Genomic DNA, 22,328 nt, shown 5'->3' on the forward strand with positions numbered 1-22,328 from the left:
CTCTGCCGGCTTGTAGTAGCGCGTGACGCTACAGCGGGCGCAGCGGATACCGGCCACCTGCCCCGCGTCATGGGCATGCGTAAGGGTCCATGCGGCACCTCTTGGCCACTTCTCGGGTTGCTCGGGCATACATCGAATTGAGAACATATTCCCATCCGGTCAAGAGGCCGCTTGACAGTTTTGTTCTCATTTCGTTCACTGTTGCCCATGAGCGACGAAATCCGACTGCCCAAGCCTGAATATGGCACCCCGCCCGGTGTCCAGCATCATGTCTGCGAACATGAAGGCTGCGCCAAGGATGCCGGATGGGGCTTTGCCAAGCCGAAGCAGGCACCGCACTGGTTCTGCTTTGAGCCCCGGGCAGAGGGCGAAATGTTCCTCTAAAGTGCCGGCTCGAACCAAGTGCGGTGGAGGCACGCCTCTAGGGCAGCGGAACCGGCGCGTCGGCGAGCGTTCTTAGATAGGCGATCACGTTAAGCCGGTCGGCCTCTTCGGGCACGCCGCGAAAGTCCATGTTGACGCCGGGCGTTGTGAGCGTGGGACCGGCGAGGAAGATGTTCAAGTCCTCGTAGGTCCAGTTTCCCTCCCAGCCCAGCAGGGTCTTGGAGTAACGCTCGAACTTCGTCGATGCTTTGTCGCGCCCGACGACGTTCCATAGGTTCGGCCCGATGGTAGGAAGTTCCTTTGGCCTCGCGACATGGCAGGGGGCGCAAGTGCTTTCAAAAATGGCCGCGCCTTTGATGGGATCGCCTTTCGCAAGTTGGGCGGAAATCGGCTCCGGCTTCAGGATGACGACGCCATGCTCCAAAAGGTAGGCGGCGATGTCCTCATGATCGTCATGCTTTGCCAAATGGTAGGCCGTGACGATGCTCGGCCGTTGATTGGGATCGCCCTGGACCCAGATGGCGTTGACGTCAGCGCCCGCCTCGACCAGCACCTTCACGCAGTCGAGGCAGCCACTCGCGACCGCGAGGATCAGCATCGGCTCGCCCCGCGTCTTGTCGTTGGCGTCGGCACCATGCGCCAGCAGCAGCCGGATCATGTCGGCGGCGTTTTTCAGCACGGCCACGGTCATCGGCCGGCCGAGCTTCGCCTCCTTGTTGACATCGGCACCGCGTTTGATCAGCAGCGCCGCGGCATCGACGTGGCCGCCGCGCACCGCCAGGAACAGCGGTGTTGCCCCCTTCTCCTGCTCCTCGATGTCAGCGCCTGCATCGAGCGCCGCCGTAATTGCGTTGAGGTCTCCGCTCTTAGCCGCGTCATGGAGCGCACCGCCATGCGCTGTTGTGACGGCAAAAAGCAAGAGTAAGAAGCTTGTGAGTGAGCCCCGCATTCGGCATCCCTCCGCCGAGAAGCAGAAGATACACCCGTTAGGGGCTCGCTTCTAGCATATATTAGCTTTGCCTAATGGTGTATCATGACCTTGGCGACATCAGTTGCCGTTGAGGGCGGCCCCGTCGATGCATCCGGTCGGGATAGGACAGGTGACGTGCTTTGCAGGCGTGATCGCCACGGCTGCGGCAATTGAGGGAAGTGCGGCGTTGGCCCACGGCCCGGATCGGAATTGGGGCTATCCACCAGCTTGCTGCCACGGCGACCCGCTAACTGGTGACTGCGGGAAAATTCCCAGTTCAGCTGTTACGCCCCGGCCAGATGGCTTCGTGGTTATCCTGCGACCGGGCGACCATCAAAAGGTCACTCATCAGAACCGCTACTTCGTGCCGTACGATGTCGTCATCCCCTCGGAGGATGGCAACTTCCACATCTGCCTGCATCCCACGGAAGAAGACGAGAACTGCTTCTTCGCACCACCCGATGCGATTTAGGCAGGCTGCTTATCACTCCAAAAGGCACGCGATCCCGTGGACGCGCGTTCGTTCTCCACCGGGTACTCAAGGATGGCCAATCCGCGCGAGCAGCGTCTGGACCACGGGGAGCATGTTTGTAACGATGATCGCATCTCCCGCCGCATTTGGGTGATCTCTGTCCGCTTGCAGCAACTCCGGGTGCCCAGTCACGCCTTCCTTGAAGTCGGGGTAGAGCAAGTCTCCATGCTTGGTAGCCAGCTCGGAGAACATCCTTGAAAATGGCCCGGCATAGTCAGCCCCATGCCCGGCATACAGGGCCGAGGAGCAATAGTCATAGGCCGCCGTACCCACCACCAGCACTGGCACGCGCTTCTCGGCGAGGAGGGCCAGAATGTGATCGAGGTTCGCTCGCGTCTCATCCAGTTTGATGCGGGCGCAATCATTCTGACCCAACTCAAGGATGACGGCATGGTTTGCGGGGTTCGCCTGCAGCTCAAGTCCATCCTTGGTTTCCGCAAGCCAAGTCAGACCCGTTCTACTGGTCGCTTTGTATCCCAGTTCGACAATCGTGGCTGGGCGCCCGGCAGCAGCCAGGGCAGACTTTAGCCGGGCCGCAAAGGTCTCTGTGGGGGCTACTCCATAGCTGTTGATATAGCTGTCGCCAAGCGTGACGATTATCGGTAGTGCATCCTCGGCATCCACGTTGCTGGTCGGCCCCAACATTGCGAAAGCTGCCGCAAGGGCAACAAACGAAACCCCTAGCACTTTTGTCATGTCCCTCTCTGCCTGCTCCTCCGTTGAGGCCGCTTTAAGCATCCTCCGCTCGGGTTAATAGGACCACTGCGTCTGCAAGTGCGACCTTCGTCAATCAATTAGAGAACTCTAATATGTTATACAGAAGGAGAGTTGAGGGCTCAATCCATGGGGTGGCTGCGACTGCATCTAGCCTTGATCTTCGCTGTCTTGGCTGGCGATGCCAATGCTCACGGCTGGTACACCGGCAAGACCGACCCCGTTTTCCATTGGGGATGTTGCGACAATCGAGACTGCCACCCAATCGATCCAAATGCTGTCAGATCGAGCCGCGAGGGTTACTACGTCAGACAGCCTCGGCCCTATTCCCGTAACGATCCTCCGACCGGGGAGTGGTTCATTCCCAAAGATCGCGTTCAAGCCGCGCCAGACGACCAGTATCATATCTGCGAGATGACCTATCCGACGTTTCGCGTTGGCAGATACAGGATGCGGTGGACTTGCTTCTTCGCGCCGCGTGGGACGAGTTCAATAGAGCGGGACCCGCCCGGCAAGTGACCTGGTACATATCGGGGGTCTTAGCCGGTGGGAGCAGAGAGTGCTTCATCAACATGCTAGTAAGGGTTCCGTTAGCGGCTGCTAGTGGAACAATCCCACGCGACTGCTGTTCTCTTGGCCAAGGAGGAGGAACGAGCATGGCAGACGACAAGAGCAAGCGCGGCGGCCGGGACCGTGATCGAGTGTCAGCGGAAGAAGACTATGAAGTCCGGCACTTCGCCAACAAGGTGGGCCTGACGGTTCAACAGGTCCGCGAGCTGATCAAGCAGCACGGCAACGACCGCAAGACGTTGGAACGCGAAGCGGACAAGCTTCGAGGATGACCAAGCTATCGGATCTTGGGCCACCCATCACCGGCAGACAGCACGGCAGCGAGATGTCGACGCAGGTTGACTGCTTCTACGCCTGCCCTGTGTGCGGTCAGGTGGTCGATAAGCGCGACCTTCGACAAGTGATCTGGCATGAGCAGCCGGGACACCAGCGGCTCGAAATGGACGCATAACCGGGCCTCACGTCCTCGGCATCTTACAGGTCCCACAATGGAAGATAGGTGAGGTGGAGTGAAAGGTTGTTGGGGTGAGAAGGAAGGATGCTCCTCCCTCTCTCTCCCCATGTAAGTCAACCTTAGTGGCTTGGCTTCAGAGCCACCATTATGCGAGTTCCCGCTACTCGTTCCGCCTCCTCCACCATGATCTCGGCGATAGCCCGCGTCTTGGTGATTGGTGACAAAACAGCATCGTGGATGGGGAGAACGGCGCAGTCCTCCAGCAAAGTCCTTTCCAGCACGCGGCATAGGATTTCGCTCTCGCTGTACATCAGCTCATAGCCGATCCCACGGTTCAGGACCGGTGCCAGCAAAGGGTGCTTCCTCAACATAGCTTGCTTGAAGCGGCCCACTGTCCATCCTGTAGGCAGCCCTTGCTCGATGTCCGGATGCCACTTGCGCATTGTCGTGGCCTTGAAGAGGAAAGCGTTGAACCCTCTCTTCACAGCACGTCGTTGCTCGTCGGTGAACTCCTCTGTTCCAGGCAGGTCGTAAGGGCTTCCCGCCGGCGGCATAGCCCCGACCTTGGCATAGGCGAGCCGGGGGAACATTTGCCCATAGTCGAGTTCCCCGATCCGATGACCTTCAACCCGAATGTGCCTCCGTTCGGTCCTCTTCATCTGCTGCCAGAAGCCTCCGAAGAGACGGCCGCTGTACGCGAGCCTCGTCGTCGCACTTGGGGGCAGCGTGAACCGCCTCACCAACGTTCGGTCAAAGGTGTCGGTTGGCTGGTTCCCCACGTACGCCACGTCGGCAAGCGCAAGACGCTCATTGAACTTCCGCACCTGTGCCGCCTTCGACGCTGCGTCGTCGGTCTGTGGGATGGGGACGTGCTCGCGTCGGCCCCATTGGTCCTTTCGCGTCAAGACCAGTGCCGGCAGGTCCGTCCTTCTCTCGAAGTCCGGGCTGCTGATGCCCCTTGATCCCACCTCCGCTGCAAATGCCGCCGTAGGAGCGATTGTAGTGGCGTACCCGGCCTCCTGCGGCTTTGCCACGGTCGCCACCCTAACGGCCTCCAGCGCCCCCAGAAGCGCCGGCAGCGGCTTGCCGAAGCCGTCAACCGTCCTGCCCACCGTGGCACGCTTGCGGTGGCCCAGCGGCAGCGTAATGCGGCCCTGCTCGGGCGGGAACAGGGCGTAGTGAGCTAGGTTGGCGACGATAGTGTCTACGGCACTCTTGAACGCCTTTGCGTCTGCCGGCCTTCTCTGGCGTTCGCGGGACCCGCAGCGCTTTTCATGCGCTAAGACGAGTGTCGCGACGTCATCTGCAAGTTCCTGAAGTGGGCCTTTAGTGGTAAGCTCAAACCGGAACATCTTGTCTCGGGGTGTTTCGAGGCTCGTCGTCACACGAGCTCCCGCAGGGCTTGGTTGATCTCATCGCTCATGGCTTGCTTCCTTTCTTGATCACGTTTTTCGAGTTCGGCGAGTTGTAGACCAGCACCTCCGAAGGCGGCGGTCAGGTCACGGGCGACGATCACGCCCGCCTTGGGACTAAGCTCCCGGTAAACGCGCTCCTGCTTGCCCGTTCGGTGGTCGTAGCGAAGGCCGGAATGCCTGCTAGAGAGCGATCGGACCCGCTTCACGAGTTGGAGGCGGAAGGCGGCATCAGACAGGAACCGCTCCGGTCTCTCGCTCCAGAACAGGAACATCGCCATCGCGGTGACGGCTATGTCCCGTGCGGAGCATTCGGCGTCGAGGTTCAGCACCTCATGCGCCGCTTGTCGCTGGTATCGGCTCTGGACACGGTTGCCAGCGGTGTCCCTTGCCGAGGTAGCCAGTGCTGCCCAGCGGGCTTCCAAGTGGCCCCAGAGGGGACTATGGGCGTTCTTGGCGATGCGCTCCCGGACGAGGGAGACGTACGGCGCAAGCTCACTCCGCCTTATGGCAGTCTGCTCGACATCGCCCTGGCGCCGCAGTCGGCTTTTGTGTCGCCGACAGTGCGCACTGAAGCGGGAAGACGTCGGTGCGCCGCAGTGTGCAGCGCGACATGTTCGCATTCAATTCTCCTAACATTTGTATCCGCCCCTAAGCACAGAGGGACGGAAGAGTTGAAAGAGGCCGGGAATTCCCGACCATTGATTTGTGATTTGTGTCATGTGCCGCCGGGGGTCGTCCTGACCTTCCCGGTTCGCGGTCCCCCTTGGTTCAACGCAAGGCTCCGCTACCCTCTCCGGAGGCTAGTCCGGATTGGCGGCTGATGCGGCACTTGCACGGCCGGCGCTGTGCCGGTCTCGGGTGCAAGCCCGCTGCCATTCTATGGTTCGGCCGGGGATCATCGTCTTGCCCCGTACGGTCCCGCTGCCGGCCCCTAAAGGCACGTCAGGCATGGCTGCAATCGACCGAGCTGTCTCGCAGGACAGCCAACTGGTTTTGGAAGGGTGGCTCTTGGGCCGAATGGCCTGCAAGCGGGTTGGTCTTCAGGGTTCAGCGGTCAGGTCAAGCCCACCACTCGGGTATGCGTAAAGGCGCATATCGGTCAGCACAACACCGATGTCAACAGCCAGACTTCATATTATTTTTCAATGAGATAGGCGCTAGATACCAAATCCAGTGCGGATCCTTGTGACGTAAGGCGTTCCAAGGCAACTGTGCCCGAACTGTGCCTGAAAAAAATGGAGCCTTGTCGCCCCAGCGAATGCGCACCGGCTAGTCGCGGAACGCCGTCACTCGAATTTCGACCCGCATCGCCGGGTCGCCAAGGACAGCCACGCCGAGGCAAGTCCAAATCGGTCTATGGTTCGGAATGCGCCGGCGAAATTGCCTCGCCATCTCCGCCGTAGCCTTCAGGATTGTCCCGTCGGGTTCCAACGTGTGGTAAGAATTGACGTGGGCTACGTGAGCCCAGCCCAGCCCGACCTCTCTCAACATGAATGCCACATTATCGAAGGCTTGGTCGATCTCGGCCTCAATCGGAATGCTTCCCCCGGGAAAATCGAGCGTATCGGGACGCCAGCCACCTTGGCCGGATAGCTCGACCCGCCCATCGACTTCCAACACCATCGAGTAGCTGTAGCCGGCGGCATTCTTTTCGCCCCACGGGCCGGGAGCGTGTAGTTTGAACCTTGGCATCATTCCTCTCCTAAAGAGCGGCAACCCGCCAGAGCAGTCGGCGGTTTGCAATCTATGACACTGACCGGATATGGCGAGGCAAGCAGATGCGGCAAGTCACCTATCGTCCGATGAACAGTCTTACCAACGCCACGGCCCCACACAGGCCGTAGAGGGTCATGAAGGTCATTGCGAGCGTGTAAGCCATCTCTGTGCCTCCCTTAGATGCCCCAAGCCACGAGCGCCTTCTCGGCCGCCGCAGGGTCTTCCTTGATCCGCAAGACCGTCTGGCGGGTGAGCCCTGACGCCTTGGCAACGGCGGACGTTCCTTGTCCCTGCGCCAGCATGTCGGTGACGGCCTCTAGCGCGGCCCTGTCGTAGCTCGGCTTGCGGCCCTTATATCGGTCCTCCTGCGCCCGAGCGGCCTCTATGCCTGCCCGCTGGGCCTCTTTCGTGGCCTCGGCCTGCGCCTGGGCAGTTGCGGCCATGAAGGCAATGAGCGCGTCCCGCACGGCCTGCTGCATGGGGTCCTTGGTGGCCCCGTCGAATGTCATGTTGTTGATCACGGTCCGCACCACCACGCCCTTCCGCATGAAGTCGCGGATGGTGTCGCAGACGTCTTGGTAGTTGCGCCCCAGCCGATCCACCCAACGGACCACCAGCGTGTCCCCTCTCCGCAGCATGTCCCGGAGCCTTCGACCCTCGGGGCGCTCCGCAAGCGTGGTGCTCACCCCGGAGACCCCGTGGTCTGCCACCACCTCGTCTATGGTGAACCCAGCGGCCTCCGCTTGGGTCCGCTGATGTCCGAGCGTCTGATCAACGGTCGAGACGCGGGCATAGAGAATGGTCTTAGACATGGCTTCCTCGGTGTCCGTTAGCGTTATGTACGCTGATTAGGCTGTCCGTTGATGGAAGTCAACCCTAACGGACACTCTTTCGGACACTGCCTCGGCTGTACGCTGGGCTATACCCTTCCGGACACCTGTCTTTGCAATCGCGGCTCTGATACGAGCCGAGGGCGCACACTGGGGCAGGCACATGGATGAGAAGAATTATCGTCAACTCGCGGTCCGGATCGCTGAACAGGCAACGCCGGCACAAAATGACGCGCTCAAGGCATGGGCGCTGAAGCTTCTCGACATTCGGAACTCGGACCTCCCTGCCCGCCAAAAGGCGAAGAAGGCAATCGCGGTCACGGTCTCAAGCAAGGTCGTCTGGCCGATGGTTAAGATCGTAGCATCACAGACCAAGAGCGTTGGCTGGGACAATCGCACCGTCGCCCAGCGATTGGGACTTGGTGCTGCCGCCGTTGGCGTTGCACTGTTCGGCGGCCAAAGTGCCGGCATAGCTGCCCTTGGTGGGGCCATCGGTGTGCCGTTGTGGATTGTGCTTGGCGCAGGCTCGATGTTCGCTCGCTACCTCTATGAGGAACTCGCCCTCCGGTCGAAAGACAAGAGCGGCGCGTCCTACTCCGTGATAGATGCCGAGAAGGTTGACGGCCGGAAGCCATAGCCGGAGGCCCACTGGGGGGTATCACCTCAAAATGACTGTTCAGTTCGACCCCTCGGATTTTTGGCTCGTTTCTCGGCGATTGGCCTCATGGACCTCATCAAACAAGACCGCATGATCCGGGAATGTCGGAAGTGCGAACTCCTTCTATCCCGACACCCCGCAAATCCGCCTTTGGACCAAACTTGCGTTCTGCCGCGTCCCGTCCTTTCAGAACCGACCAAAGCCCCAATCATGCTCGTCGGGCAGGCTCCTGGTATCGAGGAATACAATCGAGGTCGACCTTTTAGCGGTCAAGCTGGCACAGCGATCAAGGATCTTTTTGCCGATTGCGGGCTGCCCCTTAAGAACTTCGACGCCGCAGTGTACCAAACCTCGGCCGTGAAATGCTTCCCCGGACGTAAAATGGATCGCGGCAGGCCGGCAGACCGTAAGCCCGACGAAAAAATGCTCTCGAACTGCCGGCCTTTTCTGGCAGACCAAATACGGACCTTGGATCCTCGTTTAATCGTGTGCCTTGGTAGCGTAGCTGTGGCTGAATTGGACAAACTTCGTGGGCTACGAAAACGCTCCATGACTGCCGCTCTTGGCCGTGCCGAGGAATGGGAATCCCGAATCGTGATTATGATTACACATACATCGGGCAGCAATCGCCTGCTGAATGAGGCTGAAAACCGACTTATGCAACAGAAGGGTTTGCGAAATCTTCGGGCAGCAATTCACGCTTTGAAATTGGCGCTATAGACTTATCAACCGCTCAACCAACTGATCAATCCGCTGCGAGATGCCTGCCGTCGCTAGACGGCCCCGAACAAGCTTTCGAGCCTGCTGGAATTTCACATCTCCCGGTAGTTGCACTTCGGCGGCGTGAAGCTCGGCCAACCTGCCTGCCTCCGCAATCTGCTGATGTAGGGGGCTCTTCGGATCAAAAAGCGGAATGGGGAGCGCAAAAATAACTTTGTCGAAGTGTCGTGCGCCCCACTGCCCTTTGGCCTGAAGGTCTTCGCCTCGCTTTCTCGCCGCCTCACTATTGAGGATCGCCGTGAGATAGGTTGCCTCCGACTCGCTTGCCGCTCCGGTCCAGTACAGTGTGTTTTCAATTATTGAGATGCTGTCGCGCACAACCGCGGCGGCCGGGACGGTTCCAGCTTTCGAGTACACTACGCGAAGCGGTGCGATCGGGAACTGCCCTGAAAGCTGACCGAAATAGTCATTCAGTTCCTTGAAGGTCATCTTGTCTGAACTTCGGTTCTTCATCCACGCCGTTTCTGCCTCGGCGAGCCACCGATGAAGGCCAGCGAAACCAAGGTTCGCGGCAGCCTCTGCATCAAGTACTTTCCCGTTGCGATCTGCGCCGACCACACCTTCAAAGGGTCGGAAGACGCGATACGGAGTTATGCTCTCGCCGAGAAGAATGGGCCGAACGAACTCTGTCTCAACCGCCCCTTCAATGCCCGGAAGGGACTTCCAAGGGTCCTTCTCTTGGGCGGACCTACGACTTTGCAGTATTGGCATTGTGGAGTCGCCGCCGAGCATGCCTGCGGCCTTTCGTTCCACAAATATCAACATACGCGGAAAGAGAGTCGCGCCATTCCGGAAGCGAGCTCTATAGGGCGACCCGCCGCTGTGTTGGGCCGTTCGCAGACCGGGTGCATTTTCGGAAACGGTCAAGTTCGCATCAGCAACCTCTTCCGGCGCGTCGCGGTACGGCAATTTGCCGGTGTATGCCCGAACGTAATTTGGCATCTTCTTAGCGGTGGCCCTTTTTCGGGCGTAGACCACGCACGAGGGCACAGGAAACAATGGCTGAACACTTTCATCCATCGTCCAAGCTTCATCGAAAGCAAGACAGGTCGATGTGAACGAACCCAACCTGAAATTTTCAAATTGCCCGCGAGTCAGCGCCGCCATTGGGAGAACGAAGGCGATCTTGCCTGCAGCTTTAAGATAGAGACTGGCGGATCGCACGGTGAAAAGGGCACAGAGGTCGTTCTGCGAGGGGACGCGCTTCACGAGCACGCGTTCGGCGTTCGCCAGTTCCTTGAACCTTTTCTGCAGATCAGCATTCATATGCCGAAAGGCCACCCACGGGGGATTCCCGACGATCACGTGCGCCCATCCACCTGCGGCTGAAAGCGCGAGAGGCCTGGACAGATTCCTGGCTACATAAGCCCACACCGAGTCGCGGCCCTCGCGGCGCAGCCGGTCAAAGACCGTATAAGTATGACCGAGGTCCTGGATGGCCCCTGTTTCCTCCTTAGTTAGCTCGCGCTTGTAGTGCTGTTCCGTGATGCGAACCAACGCCGCTTCAATCTGCTTGCGAGTTAGTTCCTCCAAAGACCCAGATCGCATGCGTTCAATGGCTTTATCGAACAGACTGGGGTCCCGGCAGAAGGTTTCGGGAAAATCTAACTTCTCTCCGCCCTTTCCATCGGATTGCCCACTTTGGCTCTGTCCGGGCGGCGGCGGCGGGACATGAATGGTCAATTCCTTTCCACCAAGCATTTGATGGATGGAGAGTTGCATCGCGTCGCCCAAATAGACGGGAATCGACACGCTACCCACGCGCTGTGCAAGGGCCGGCACCAGCGCCAGAATATAGGTTATACGGGCAATGATTACCGCAACCGGATGGATATCCATTCCCATGACATGAGCGGTCACTTCGCTTGCGGTAAGTTTTGGGTCGAGGCCGGCATCCTCTGCTTCGCGTAGGAAGTTGCGAATGGCATGAAACAAGAAAGTGCCTGAACCGCACGCCGGGTCGAGCACGTGCTGATGCAGCGGCTGGTCCACCGCGTTTCTGACTACCTTAGTCGCGAGCCAGTCAGGCGTGTAGTATTCGCCAAGACCATGACGCTCTGAACGGTCGATCAGCGATTCATAGAGAACCTTCAGTACATCAGATTTTACCTCTCGGAGACGAAAGCGGCGCACATGCGCCATGATTCGCCTCACCAGATTTTCACCTTCAACATCAGCCACCGCCCAGTCGAAAAAGTCACTCTCGACTGCTCCGAAAATATTGGCACTTTGAATCGCCGCGCCAGCGAGCATCCGTTTCGGATCGTCCTCCCTAACGTCCAGAACGGCAGTTCCAATGGCTTTGGCGACGATCACCAGATATGTGTGCTGAAACCAAAGGTCCTCGTGTTCGACTTCCTTGCCGTAAACCAGTTTGAGAAGGGAAGCCCACAGTTGACGCTTGAGTGCCACGGCAGAGTCATCTTTGAGCTTCTCCCAAAGCTGCGTGAGCGCCGCCATAGCACGCCGGAACGCCACTGACTCCTGTCCGAGTTCCGCGCGGATGACGAGCGGCTCGGGGGCAAGTGAGGATTTAAGCGCCACTGCCCCGTCTAGCCAAGCGAGAAACATCTCCGGTTTGGCTGGGTTAAGGGAAGTCTCTTTGACCTTAACAAGGTCGTTCCCCTTGCGTTCAAAGATGACCCACTTCAACCCGTCAGAGGCGATGCCAACGAACTGCTCCTGCTCCTCGTGTTCGCGATCGGCCAGATAGTCCGGCATGCGTCGAACTACGTCGCCCCATTCCTTGTCGATATTGGACTTCGCTTCAAAGATCGTTCGTCCGATCAAGGCATCGAGGCGGCCTTTGACCTCCGGCACTCTCCGCTCGAATTCGAGGTCAGCGCGGTCAATGCCGAACTCCTCGATTAACAGCTCGCGGAAGCCGGCTTTGACCTCGTCATGACCTGGTCGCGCCGCCAAATTTGTCAGTATGTCGGTCGTCCTGCGGCGGTCGATCAAGAGCGGCCCCATTTGGTGATGATTCTTCAGTAGGCTATCGAACGTGGTATGGGACGCAACGCTAAGATTTCGGTGGCGACAACTTCCATCCCTTCCGGGCGGCGCTTTGTCGAGGAATAAGAATGTTGGCCTTCGCGGAGCGGCCCTCCCGCCGGACGGCTTTGCGCATCAAGGGCTTCTCTTGAGCTTCCCCATGGTATCGATGACTGCCGCTACGCCCCGTTGATCCGGATTTCTCTTGCAGAACCCATATAGCGATGCCCAAAGCTCAACGCCCGTAACGCTGTTCAGGTCGAAACCCTGCTCGCCCTTCTCAATCAGCTCCATGTTCGTCGCAGTGATGTAGCCTTCGGCCCAGCTCAACATCGCGAAAGCAAGCGGATGGTGTCCCACCGACACATTATCATCCATTCCCTCGACAAGGCGGGAGCACTTCGATGCCATCACTCCCGACCCGAAAGATGCCTCGTCCTCTGCATGAGCGGCGGCCACCGCTGCCAAAAACGCCAGAATTGCTAAGAGCCCGTTGAACATTTCCACCCCCGCTGCCGCTGAAAGTACATCGATGCTCCGCTGTTCGGCGTCAAGTCGCTAGATGCCTGCAGCCGGCAGCATAAAGGTCCTCACTACGAGCGAGATCAGCGAGTGTCCCACTTGTCGCTCCGGCCTACCTCGATATAAGGGCGGCTTCGGTTAGCCTTTCGTCAGACGCAGATCAAAAGACAATGAAAATGAAGATCACTTGCGCCCTTGTCGGTTTTGCGCTTGCAAGCTTTGCTTTGGGACACTCGGCCGTCGCCAGGGAATTGGCCGGAAATCTGCAGAGTGGGATGACTTACCCGGAAGCTCGGCAAACGCTGCTAAACCGTGGATGGAGGCCCGCCAACGTAGCGGAGGGGCGTTGCGTAGGTCGCCCGGAGGTATGTGCGACTTATCCAGAAACGGACGATTGCGCAGGCACAGGTCTTGGGCAGTGCAAGTTTCTTTTCACTGATGGCAAGGGATCGGTCCTTGCTGTAGTCACAGTAGGTGAAGACCCCCTGTTGGTAGACAACTCGCATATCGAGCGTGAAGTGACCCCTAGCGAGATTGTCCAGATCACGCATGGGGGTGCAGTTGACCTCTCGAAGTTTACTTGCATCCCAACCTCGGGTGAAAGCAGTTTGATCAAACGCGTTTGCTTCCAGGACACCCGACTTTCGACCCAACCACTTCTGCTGCAGTTGAAATCAAAATGGTATCAGCACTGCAACGTCGACCAACCGACGCTGGCCGGCCTCCTCGCAGCCCCGTCACTCGGAAAGTTCTATAACGCCCGTATCCGTGGTAATTTCGCGTGCCTCTCGAACTGATACCTCACGCAGGCGACATGGCATTCCAAAAGCCCTGAATTGGTAGGTTGCCACCCCACCGCCGAGTCTCCTATGCGTGGAGGGAGGGGATAATCCCGGTGAACGAAGAGGCGTGGATGGTGGCGGTTAGGGTCTTGTTGGCAGCTTTTCTCTTTGCATGCCTCGATGTCGTGGCGACCCCGGCGGTCGCAACCGACATGAAGTTGCTTGGCAGAGCGATGAAAGAAACGTCGTTCACAATCGCAGTCGATATGAGCGTCAAATTGGCTTCATGCAAACTCTCTCGCCACGAGAGATCACAGACCGACATTATCCGCCGAGCGGCACTGGATGTTGCTGCCGAACGGCTAGAGGTGCCCCCCGGAAAGGTTCGCTCACTGGCATCGGAATTTGCTGGCGAGACTGCCCAACTTCAAATCAAAGAGGGCACTGTAGAAGCTTCTTGTGCTTACCACAGGGCATGGCTGTTGAGCCGATCTTAGCAGACCAGCTACCCTTTTACGGGACAGCGGCTATGCCTTTCCACCCGCCGGACCCTCGACGCCATTGAAACGCCCCAACGGGACGCACAGAAGAGGCATCCGGGCGGCCTACCCTCGGCCAAGAAGTGGCACGGGCGCCAGCGTGAGTACGGGCGCGGCGCGCCGGGGGGTATCGCGCTGCTGAAACTGTCCAGTTCGACCCCTCGCAATTTTTTGCAACTTTGAAAGCAAAGCGCCAGAGGTATTCCTTTATCGGAGACACTATCGCGGAGCTTGTCTGTCGCTTCGGGCTTACTTATTGTCGTGTCGGGCAGAGGGGTAAAAATGGCGCATGTATTAGGACTTCATCCGGGCACTATTTGGTATCGTTCGGACCTACAAAATCACACTCCGCGAGACAATCATTGGGTTGGCGCGGAACTACATGGTGCCAGTTTAGAGGAGACAGAAGCAAAGCGAGCGGAGTGGGCCAAGGCTTTTGTCAACCACTGTGTCGGGGCCGAGCCGGCTCTGGGTATCATTGGCATAACCGACCACCACGACTATTGCATAGGTGTGCATGTCCAACGCGCGGCGAAAGACAGCGGAGCCTTGTTGGTTTACCCTGGCGTGGAAGTGACTTGTAGCGACAATGCGCAGTGCATTGTTCTCTTCGACCCCAGCGCCTCATCTGAACTCCCTCGCCGCCTGATTAATGCTCTCACAGCGGTGCCGCCGCTTGACCTCAAGAGCGCGAAGGGGCCAAACGCCCCACATGCCGGCATCACAGTTGCGCAGTTGGCCTCCAAGATTGAGGATGATGACCACCTCCGAGGAGCGTGTCTCCTTTTGCCACATTTCAGCGATGGAGGAGCGCACAAGTCACTAAACACCCCTTCGACTAGCCCTCGCTTCGCGGCTCTAAATTCGGAGGCTGTGTATATCGAGAAACCATTCTCCGAATTGGAACAGGCCACCATCGATAAGGTCCGAGGTGACATTCCCGAATGGGGAAACCGCAGGCGAGCCGTGGTCGCCACAGGGGACAACCGAAACGACAACTTCGGCCGTGTTGGGCTTCACCCATGTTGGATCAAGTTGGGGGAACCCACTCTAGAGGCACTTAGGCAAGCCTTCCTCGCAGACGAAGCGAGAATTGAGTACGGCGTTCCGTCCATCCCGTCAGAGCGAATTGTCGAGATGGAAGTCCAATCCAGTCTCACCGGCGACAAGCCATTGAGAATTTCGTTCAATGCCGGCTTCACGGCCTTGGTCGGAGGTAGAGGCACAGGAAAGAGTGCCTTGTTGGAATACCTCCGCTTTGGTTTGGGTCGCACCGAAAGCGACATTCCGAGGGCGGGAGATGAACCTTCCAGCAAGTCCCGCGAAGACGAGTTGATCGAAGACACCTTGGCAGACGGATACGTGGCAATCGTTCTTGAGCGAGAGGGCGTGCGAGAGCGTTGGGAACGCAAGCTTGCAACAAGGGACTACATATCAGTTTTAGACCAACATAAAGGTGAGACCCGCCTTACGCTCGATGCGGCTCGGGAGCGTTTCAGAGCCCGAGCATTCCGCCAGAAGGGTCTCTCATCGCTAACGGCAGACCAAGCTACAGCGTTCGACCAGATTACCGGTATCGCGGCGGCCGAGGAACTTGCGAAAAGGAGGGAGATTGATCGCGCGGTCGGAAATGCGAGGCGAGCTGTGACGACAGCACTTCAACAACTTGTCTCGCATTGGCAAGCGAAGCTGGAACTGAAACAGGCGCAAGATCGCGTTGCAGACCTCAACGAACGACTAACAGCGGTCAACGGCTTGCTGGCCCAAGGTGGTATGTCTACCGAGCATCTGGCTGTGATCGAGAAAACCAGAGTCTATGCGCGTGCGAACGCATATCTGGAAACTGCCTCTGACCTCATAGGGTACGATCAGACGCAGTTTGAGAACGATACACACCTTGCCAAGATTGAACTGTCGGAAAGCCTGCTCACAGAAGAGTTCGATCACCTACGGCTCTTCCAGAGGGAGGTTGAGACCGCCCGGAGCCGCATCCGAGCTGCAATTGCCGATGTTCAAAACACCCTCCGCGAGCTTCAAGAGAAGCATGAGGCCGTTTTGGCACGGCAAGAGGCAGCAAATGTCGCCTTTGCAGGTGTGATGCTCGACGCTCAAGATGCCGAGCGAGGGCGTCAATCGTTGATAGACGACAGTTCTCGCTTGGCTCAAGAATTGAGCGGCGCGGAGCAAGTCGCTGCGAAAGCAATCGCCAAAGAGCTGGAAACCAGCGTTCATGGCCCTGCCTTTGTTCGAGCTAAGCAAGAGCTTGAAGAGTTGCTCACTAGTCGGAGAGATGTCCTGCAGCGGGCTGCGGAACAGGTAGCAGGAAAGTCGAGTGGCCTGCTCAAAGCTCGTCTCGGTCGCGACTTGAGGCCGGAGCAATACGTTACGGCACTTCAGCGGCTGACAGAGGGAAGTCACATCACAGACGCTGGACAAAAGTGCTCGGCGTGGGTTGCCTCCGAGATCGCCGCAGACCCGAGGGCTTGGGAGCGGATCGTTGAAGAGTTCATGGCAATTTACGAATTGAAGATCGCTGCTGGCAGCCCCGTCGAACCAGGTTCAGAGTTGATTTCCAGGATAAGCGCACTGCTGTTTGGCGGCGTCACGATCACAGAGCGGCAGGCCAGCAAAGTCTACTCGAACCTGAATGACAGTACGCTCGGGCAGATCGTCTCCGCCGTCCCACTGGACCGCATCGTGATGACCTATGTTGATGAGAGCGGCAAGGAGATGCCCTTCGGTCGCGCTTCTCCGGGACAACAGGCTTCGGCGCTGCTGGAATTGCTGCTGCGGCAGTCGGCCGGGACCTTGATCATAGATCAGCCGGAAGACGATTTGGACAACCGTGTCATCATGAAGATTGTGAGCCTGATCCGTACATCGAAAGCTCATAGGCAACTCGTCTTCACGACCCACAACCCAAACATTGTGGTGAATGGGGATGCAGACAAAGTGATCGCGCTTCGGACACGAGAAGCCGGACCGGGCGGTGTGGTCGAAGGACCGACCGTAAGCCTGACTGTTGACGGTGCCATAGAGACCTCCGCAATCCGGGACTACATCACCAACCTGATCGAAGGTGGAAAGGCGGCCTTTGATCTGCGAGGACGAAAATATGGGTACGCCACATCGCCTAGGAGCTTGCCTCTTGATTGATGTTGCGTATGATCGCCTCGCGGTACACATTCGCACCGCAAGAGGTCCACAACGCGGAATGTGGCCAGCGAGGAACTTCGGCACAAAGCATTGGTAACGTTGAGATAATTATCCCGTCCTTCCCGGTTCGATTTGGCTCCGAGAGCCCGGCCCGGGGAGCCAATCGCCATTGAATTTCACTGAATAAACTTCCGATTCTACAAGCGCGCGGCGCTGGATCCGGCAGCATGCGGCAACGGTCAAGCCCGGCCGGGTCAGTCTGAGATAATTTCGTAGTGAAGGATTTGGGCGTCGCCGAGGGACGATCTCCGTCCAGGCGAGATGACGCCGGAGCCGAAGAGAAGAATATCTTCGCGGCGCACGAATACCTCATGGTCGGGTCCCATCGACACAAAGGTGCCCGACGAGCTTCGCTCGATAAGCACGGCCTTGCCATTCGAAATGGTGAAGGTCGCGTGGTGCCTTGAGACCCAGGGCCGCTGGATGACGATGTTGCATTCCGGGGATCGGCCGATCGTCACCAACTCGTTGTTTCGGCAGGATCGCAACTGATCTCCATAGCGGATGACCAGATTGATCTGCCGCGGCGGGGCGGAGCGTCTCTCGATAACCGTGCCCCGGCTGACGATTTGCGTACTGAGGGCCCGATCCTCGCTCCCCAGGGTATAGACATCGAAGAGTTCTTGCTTTCCCTTGAAAGCCATTTTGTCGAGGAGCCGCAGGGCACTGCGGCTATCCGCGCAAAGGGCTTCGAAGAAGCTCTGGCTGATCAGCACCTCCCCGGGGTTGGCCGTGGTGGATAACCTTGCGGTGACATTGATAACGTCTCCGAATACCGCGCCCCGCGCGCGAATGACCGCCCCGAAATGCAATCCGATCCGGGCGTGCAACGGCCCTTTCGTCAGTTCGCTGCTGATTTGGAAGACGGCCCTCAGCGCCGCCTCCGAACTGTCGAACAGGCTGAGCACGTCATCGCCCTTCGAGTAAATGAAGTCACCGCCGTGCCGGGCGACGATCTCGCGTATCGCGTCGAGGCAATCCGAGATCTGCTGCAGAGCTGCATCGTCGCCGATGCGCTCATAGAGCGGCGTGCTGCCCACGACATCAGCTAGGAGGACTGCGGCCAGAAGTCTTTCCTGATCCATCGGCTCGTATCCGACCAAGAACGCGACGTATATAGCATAACTCGCCCTGCTTGCCCGCCTGGGAGCCGGTACTGTGGCGTGAGCATCTTGCACGGACAGGCCTTGTTGCCGCCTCGGCAACTGCACAAGAGACTTTCCACGGCTATGATTGCACGGATGACTGCTCGGGCCACGAGGCCGGCTATGATTGAGCGGCAAGGGGCGCTATCGCCGATGAGCGAGATTGCGATGGTGATAGCCAATCGTTCGACGAAGGCTGCCAAGCGTGCGTTGAGGAGCAGGCAGATGATGCGGTCCGGAACAGCATCCCGAAAGCGAGGACGAGGATAATAGGCGCGGCATACAGGCCGGTTCAGGGCAATGCTGGGTGGCGCGCGCGTGAGACGAACGGGTGGAGTGTATCATTTTAATACAATCCTCAATTTGTAGACTCCTGCCATGCATCGGCAGCTAGTGTTCTCCCGTCCAGGCTAGTGGAGGGAAGACCGCGGACCGGGAGGAAAAAGATGTCCATCCAAAAGGAAGACTATCGAACGAACCGAGCCGACTATGCCCTTGCCGCGAAAGGCCAATCGGCCGTCGATGTGGGCCGCAACGAGATTCTGGAAAGAAGAAAGAAGACTGTCTGGCTAAGAGATCCGCGAATCGCCAGATTGGCCGCAAATCCGTGCGAAAGCCTTCCAGGACCAAAACCCAGACCGCGCGGGAATTAGCGACGTTGCTTCACTTATGGATGCGTGCCCCATCATAGCGGCAGGAGCGTATAGCCGGTGCCGTATTTCGTTTCCTAGGCCCGCCGGCTAGGCCCAGCCCTGTTGGCCTGCCCGCTTTGGGAAGACGAAATCACGGATCCGTTCCTTGCTGCTCCAAGTCCTCCGAGTTTTGTAAGTTGTCATGCTGTTTCGCTGCGCGATCGAGATCGCCAACGGTATAGCCGGTGGATTGGATGCGGTAGAGTCACGAACGTTCTGGTCTAGATCTCGGGCTTTGCATCAAAGGAGAGATGGTTCCAGGCCGAGACCTGTGGCCCGCGCCGGCGATCGCGCCTGCAGCGAACCGAGTCTGAGATAGATGGCAGGCACGACGAAGAGGTTCAGAAGCGTTGACGTGATCAGCCCGCCCAGAATGATGATGGCCATCGGATGTTCGATTTCCTGCCCGGGAATGTTGCCGGTGACAACCAGGGGGACGAGCGCAAGACCGGTCGCCAGCGTCGTCATGAGAATGGGCGAAAGGCGTTCACGCGCGCCGCGCAGGACAAGTTCCGGTCCGAAGGGCTCGCCCTCCTCGCGCTCCAGATGCAGGAAATGGTGGATCAGAAGCACCCCGTTGCGGGCCGCGATGCCCAACACCGTCAGGAACCCCACGAGGCCGCCTAGCGAGATGATGCCGTCGCCCAGATACGCGGCGATGACCCCGCCGACCATAGCGGCCGGCAGTGACAGGAAAACCAGGGCAGCGAGCCTCCAGCTTCTCAAGGAGGCCTGCAGCAGCATGAAGATTACGACCGCGGCGACGACAGAGGCATAGACGAGCCTGCTTTGCGCAGCCCTGCGTTCCGCCGCCTCGCCCAGCAGCTGGGCATGATAGCCGAGCGGAAACTCGAACTTGGCCAGGCGCTCCTCAACCTCATGGACGACCGAGCCCAGGTCGCGGTCGCGCACGTTGGCATGCACGTCATGGCGGCGCGAGGCGTTCTCACGTTTTATGGTGCTGGCCACCGGGGCAATCTTGACTTCGGCAACGTCGCCGAGGCGGACCTGACCGCCGTCGGGGGTATCCAGGAGAACGTTCTGTACGTCGTCAAGGCCGCGCCGCGATTTGGGCGTCGACCATACCATGACGTCATACACCTTTCCGATGCGATGAACGTCGCTCACCTCGTGACCGGCGAAGATCACGGCAGCAGCGCGACGAACATCGCCGGGCTTGAGACCCCTGGAAGCCGCCTTGGCGATATCCACGGTGACCTGAATTTGCGGTACCGTCTTCTGCGGCTCCTCGTGTAGGTCAATCAGGCCCTCGATGCCGGTCAGGGCGTCGCGGACCCTCACCGCCTGCTCGCGCAACATCGCCGCGTCAGGCCCGAAAATCCGAACCACTATCGACTCGCCCGACCCGGTGAGCACTTCCTTCACGCGCTCGCGAAGGTAGGTCTGGACGTCGCGATAGATACCGGGATAGCCGCCGACCGTGTCCTGAACCGCTTTCAGGGTCTCGTCATAATCGACCTTCGGATCGACGCTGATCCAGTTCTCCGTGAAGTCGATGCCCACCACCTCGTCGGCCACCAGCGCCCGGCCGATGTGAGCGCCGAAGTTGCGCACCCCGGGAATGGATCTCAGTTCTTTGCTGGCAGCCACCGTCATCCGGTACATCTCTGCATGCGATGTCCCGGGCGGCGTCAGCCAGTGCATGAGGAAGTCACGTTCCTTGAAGGAGGGCAGGAGCGAGGTTCCGAGCAGCGGCCAAACGCCCAATCCCGCGACCACGACGAACGCGGTGATCCCAAAGATCGTGCGAGGAGCCGCGATGATCCGCGACAGCATGGCGGCATAGCCTCGCTGCAACCGCCCGACAAGCGGCGAGACGCGCTCGATCGGCGCTCCTTGAAGCAGGATAAGGCAGAGTGCCGGCGTCACCGTCAGCGCCACGGCCATCGAAGCGAGGAGCGCGATGGAATAGGACGTCGCCAGCGGTACGAAGAAAGTGCCCGACAGACCACCCATGAAGAACACAGGGACGACCGAGATGACGATGATGAGGGTCGCGGCGACGATCGGGCTGCGGATCTCGAGCGATGCTTCCAGGATAACTGATGCCACCGATTTGCCAGCGCCGCTGCGGCGATTCTCGCGCAATCGCCGCGTGATGTTTTCAACGTCGATGATAGCGTCGTCCACCACCGATCCCACCGCCACGACGAAGCCGGCCAGCACCATCGTGTTGATGGTCGTTCCGAGCCAGTAGAGAACAAGTCCCGCCGCGACCAGGGAGAGCGGAATCGCCAGCAGGCTGATGAGCGCCACCCGCCACTCGAAAAGGAAGGCGCCGAGAACGCAGACCACCAGGACCGATCCCACCAGCAAGGCCATTGTCAGATTATGGATCGAGAGCTCGATGAACGTCGCCGGGCGGAAGATCTGCAGGTCGACGTCGATGCCCTTGAGGCCGTCCCTCATTTCGGCGAAGGCGGCCTCGACGCCGCGCGTGACCTCCAGCGTATTCGCCCACGGGAACTTCTCGACGATCAGCATCATGCCGGGACCGTCATTGATCACAGCGTCGCCGATCGGCAGCGGTTCCCCCCAGGTGACGTCGGCAAAGTCCGCCAGTACCAGTCGCTCGCCGGCTTTTGACTCGACCGGAATTCTCTTGACGTCCTCCAGCTTCACGCTGGACGCTATGTCGGCGCCGACATACAACCGCTGGTTGTCGGTGTCGATGAAGCCTACGGTCTGGCTCTTGGCTGAGCTCGACATCGGCAGCAGGCCGAAGTCCAGCGCATCGGCCGAAGCCTCCATGACCTCGTTCAGCGTCACGCCGTGTTTCAACATGCGTGCGGGATCGACCTGGATCTGCAGCTGTTTGAGCTTTTCGCCCCACATCGCCACGTTGGCGACGCCGGGCACGCGCAGCAGGCGGAAGCGGATCTTCCAATAGGCGGTCATCGACAGGTCGAGCTGAGTGAGCTCCTTCGACGAAAGGCCGATCTTCATGGTCCTGCTGGTCGACGACAAGGGCTGCAGCATGACGGGCGGGCTCGAGCCGAACGGCAGTCTGGCCGACGCAAGCTGCACGCGCTCCTGGACGAGCTGCCGGGCGTGCATGATGTCGGTTCCCCGCTTGAAGATCATGACAATGGAGGACAGCGACATCACGCTCTTCGAGCGGATGACGTCGAGTTCCGGTGTGCCGCGCAGTGCATCCTCGAGGGGAATGGTGATCAGCTCCTCGACCTCGGCGGTCGACATGCCGATACCCTCGGTCTGAATCTCCACCAGCGGCGGGGAGAATTCGGGGAAGACGTCCACGGGCATCTTGCGGAACACGTCCAGACCCAGCAGCACCATCAGCGCTGCCGCGGCCAGTACCAGATACCGGTATTTCAGATTCGTGCCGATGATCCAGCGGAACATGGCCCTGTCCTTTGTTCGGATGATTGGA

Annotated in this window: 17 protein-coding genes; 7 read left to right on the forward strand and 10 right to left on the reverse strand. The window is 59.0% G+C overall.

Features of this window, described 5'->3' with window-relative positions; all coding sequences use genetic code 11:
• The first annotated feature begins 207 nt into the window (after positions 1 to 207).
• A complete protein-coding gene (locus EOD29_RS35755; protein ID WP_164763673.1) occupies positions 208 to 384 on the forward strand; it encodes a hypothetical protein in 177 nt (58 codons plus the stop codon).
• A gap of 37 nt (positions 385 to 421) precedes the next feature.
• On the opposite strand, the gene EOD29_RS00285 is transcribed toward EOD29_RS35755, so the two are convergent.
• On the reverse strand, positions 422 to 1,333 hold the full coding sequence (locus tag EOD29_RS00285; protein ID WP_127245650.1) for an ankyrin repeat domain-containing protein: 912 nt from the start codon (positions 1,331 to 1,333) through the stop codon (positions 422 to 424).
• A 151-nt stretch (positions 1,334 to 1,484) separates the two neighbouring features.
• Here EOD29_RS00285 and EOD29_RS00290 point away from each other — a divergent pair, with 151 nt between their 5' ends.
• Positions 1,485 to 1,826, forward strand: coding sequence for a hypothetical protein (locus EOD29_RS00290; RefSeq protein WP_245475170.1), 342 nt, complete (start codon positions 1,485 to 1,487; stop codon positions 1,824 to 1,826).
• A 66-nt stretch (positions 1,827 to 1,892) separates the two neighbouring features.
• Here EOD29_RS00290 and EOD29_RS00295 read toward each other — a convergent pair whose 3' ends face one another.
• On the reverse strand, positions 1,893 to 2,582 hold the full coding sequence (locus EOD29_RS00295) for a GDSL-type esterase/lipase family protein (RefSeq protein ID WP_206520442.1): 690 nt from the start codon (positions 2,580 to 2,582) through the stop codon (positions 1,893 to 1,895).
• 674 nt (positions 2,583 to 3,256) lie between these two features.
• Between EOD29_RS00295 and EOD29_RS00300 the strand changes: the two genes are divergently transcribed.
• Entirely contained in the window at positions 3,257 to 3,442 is a 186-nt protein-coding gene (locus EOD29_RS00300; protein ID WP_127245653.1) for a DUF3606 domain-containing protein, read from the forward strand.
• A gap of 301 nt (positions 3,443 to 3,743) precedes the next feature.
• Here the strand turns inward: EOD29_RS00300 and EOD29_RS00310 are convergent, their stop codons facing one another.
• From EOD29_RS00310 to EOD29_RS00325, 4 genes are all read right to left on the reverse strand, one after another.
• Positions 3,744 to 5,009 (reverse strand): hypothetical protein, encoded by a 1,266-nt coding sequence (locus EOD29_RS00310; protein WP_127245655.1) that lies wholly within the window; start codon positions 5,007 to 5,009, stop codon positions 3,744 to 3,746.
• Positions 5,006 to 5,368, reverse strand: coding sequence for a hypothetical protein (locus EOD29_RS00315; protein ID WP_127245656.1), 363 nt, complete (start codon positions 5,366 to 5,368; stop codon positions 5,006 to 5,008). Before EOD29_RS00315 ends, EOD29_RS00310 begins: the two co-directional genes overlap by 4 nt.
• A 940-nt stretch (positions 5,369 to 6,308) precedes the next feature.
• Positions 6,309 to 6,731 (reverse strand): Rid family hydrolase, encoded by a 423-nt coding sequence (locus tag EOD29_RS00320; protein WP_127245657.1) that lies wholly within the window; start codon positions 6,729 to 6,731, stop codon positions 6,309 to 6,311.
• A 200-nt stretch (positions 6,732 to 6,931) separates the two neighbouring features.
• The gene (locus tag EOD29_RS00325) at positions 6,932 to 7,567 is read right to left on the reverse strand and encodes a recombinase family protein (protein WP_127245658.1); all 636 of its coding nucleotides are present in this window, start codon (positions 7,565 to 7,567) and stop codon (positions 6,932 to 6,934) included.
• Between the two features lie 181 nt (positions 7,568 to 7,748).
• Here EOD29_RS00325 and EOD29_RS00330 point away from each other — a divergent pair, with 181 nt between their 5' ends.
• Both EOD29_RS00330 and EOD29_RS00335 read left to right on the forward strand, forming a co-directional pair.
• On the forward strand, positions 7,749 to 8,222 hold the full coding sequence (locus EOD29_RS00330; RefSeq protein WP_127245659.1) for a hypothetical protein: 474 nt from the start codon (positions 7,749 to 7,751) through the stop codon (positions 8,220 to 8,222).
• An 87-nt stretch (positions 8,223 to 8,309) separates the two neighbouring features.
• Complete coding sequence (locus EOD29_RS00335; RefSeq protein WP_127245660.1) at positions 8,310 to 8,963, forward strand: uracil-DNA glycosylase; 654 nt, start codon at positions 8,310 to 8,312, stop codon at positions 8,961 to 8,963.
• Here the strand turns inward: EOD29_RS00335 and EOD29_RS00340 are convergent.
• Both EOD29_RS00340 and EOD29_RS00345 read right to left on the reverse strand, forming a co-directional pair.
• Positions 8,958 to 11,984 carry an N-6 DNA methylase gene (locus EOD29_RS00340; protein ID WP_164763674.1) on the reverse strand — a complete coding sequence of 1,009 codons (3,027 nt, stop codon included), beginning with the start codon at positions 11,982 to 11,984 and terminating at the stop codon, positions 8,958 to 8,960. The genes EOD29_RS00335 and EOD29_RS00340 overlap by 6 nt on opposite strands.
• A gap of 168 nt (positions 11,985 to 12,152) precedes the next feature.
• Entirely contained in the window at positions 12,153 to 12,518 is a 366-nt protein-coding gene (locus tag EOD29_RS00345) for a hypothetical protein (protein WP_127245662.1), read from the reverse strand.
• Between the two features lie 916 nt (positions 12,519 to 13,434).
• Between EOD29_RS00345 and EOD29_RS00355 the strand changes: the two genes are divergently transcribed.
• Positions 13,435 to 13,818, forward strand: coding sequence for a hypothetical protein (locus tag EOD29_RS00355; RefSeq protein ID WP_127245664.1), 384 nt, complete (start codon positions 13,435 to 13,437; stop codon positions 13,816 to 13,818).
• A 324-nt stretch (positions 13,819 to 14,142) separates the two neighbouring features.
• Complete coding sequence (locus tag EOD29_RS00360) at positions 14,143 to 17,016, forward strand: TrlF family AAA-like ATPase (RefSeq protein ID WP_127245665.1); 2,874 nt, start codon at positions 14,143 to 14,145, stop codon at positions 17,014 to 17,016.
• A gap of 254 nt (positions 17,017 to 17,270) precedes the next feature.
• On the opposite strand, the gene EOD29_RS00365 is transcribed toward EOD29_RS00360, so the two are convergent.
• Both EOD29_RS00365 and EOD29_RS00380 read right to left on the reverse strand, forming a co-directional pair.
• Positions 17,271 to 18,161: an FHA domain-containing protein gene (locus EOD29_RS00365; protein ID WP_127214974.1), complete on the reverse strand. Its 891-nt coding sequence runs from the start codon at positions 18,159 to 18,161 to the stop codon at positions 17,271 to 17,273.
• A gap of 992 nt (positions 18,162 to 19,153) precedes the next feature.
• Positions 19,154 to 22,300 carry an efflux RND transporter permease subunit gene (locus EOD29_RS00380; RefSeq protein WP_127214973.1) on the reverse strand — a complete coding sequence of 1,049 codons (3,147 nt, stop codon included), beginning with the start codon at positions 22,298 to 22,300 and terminating at the stop codon, positions 19,154 to 19,156.
• Positions 22,301 to 22,328: the final 28 nt, after the last annotated feature.

It is taken from the genome of Mesorhizobium sp. M1A.T.Ca.IN.004.03.1.1, from assembly GCF_003997555.1.
Lineage (GTDB): Bacteria > Pseudomonadota > Alphaproteobacteria > Rhizobiales > Rhizobiaceae > Mesorhizobium.

What these genes read in the sequence shown, in the direction of transcription:
- EOD29_RS00330 (WP_127245659.1), top strand. Translation starts at nt 7,749, where the DNA reads ATGGATGAGAAGAATTATCGTCAACTCGCGGTCCGGATCGCTGAACAG.
- EOD29_RS00380 (WP_127214973.1), bottom strand. Translation starts at nt 22,300, where the DNA reads ATGTTCCGCTGGATCATCGGCACGAATCTGAAATACCGGTATCTGGTA.
- EOD29_RS00360 (WP_127245665.1), top strand. Translation starts at nt 14,143, where the DNA reads ATGGCGCATGTATTAGGACTTCATCCGGGCACTATTTGGTATCGTTCG.
- EOD29_RS00320 (WP_127245657.1), bottom strand. Translation starts at nt 6,731, where the DNA reads ATGCCAAGGTTCAAACTACACGCTCCCGGCCCGTGGGGCGAAAAGAAT.
- EOD29_RS35755 (WP_164763673.1), top strand. Translation starts at nt 208, where the DNA reads ATGAGCGACGAAATCCGACTGCCCAAGCCTGAATATGGCACCCCGCCC.
- EOD29_RS00300 (WP_127245653.1), top strand. Translation starts at nt 3,257, where the DNA reads ATGGCAGACGACAAGAGCAAGCGCGGCGGCCGGGACCGTGATCGAGTG.
- EOD29_RS00285 (WP_127245650.1), bottom strand. Translation starts at nt 1,333, where the DNA reads ATGCGGGGCTCACTCACAAGCTTCTTACTCTTGCTTTTTGCCGTCACA.
- EOD29_RS00345 (WP_127245662.1), bottom strand. Translation starts at nt 12,518, where the DNA reads ATGTTCAACGGGCTCTTAGCAATTCTGGCGTTTTTGGCAGCGGTGGCC.
- EOD29_RS00335 (WP_127245660.1), top strand. Translation starts at nt 8,310, where the DNA reads ATGGACCTCATCAAACAAGACCGCATGATCCGGGAATGTCGGAAGTGC.
- EOD29_RS00365 (WP_127214974.1), bottom strand. Translation starts at nt 18,161, where the DNA reads ATGGATCAGGAAAGACTTCTGGCCGCAGTCCTCCTAGCTGATGTCGTG.
- EOD29_RS00295 (WP_206520442.1), bottom strand. Translation starts at nt 2,582, where the DNA reads ATGACAAAAGTGCTAGGGGTTTCGTTTGTTGCCCTTGCGGCAGCTTTC.
- EOD29_RS00325 (WP_127245658.1), bottom strand. Translation starts at nt 7,567, where the DNA reads ATGTCTAAGACCATTCTCTATGCCCGCGTCTCGACCGTTGATCAGACG.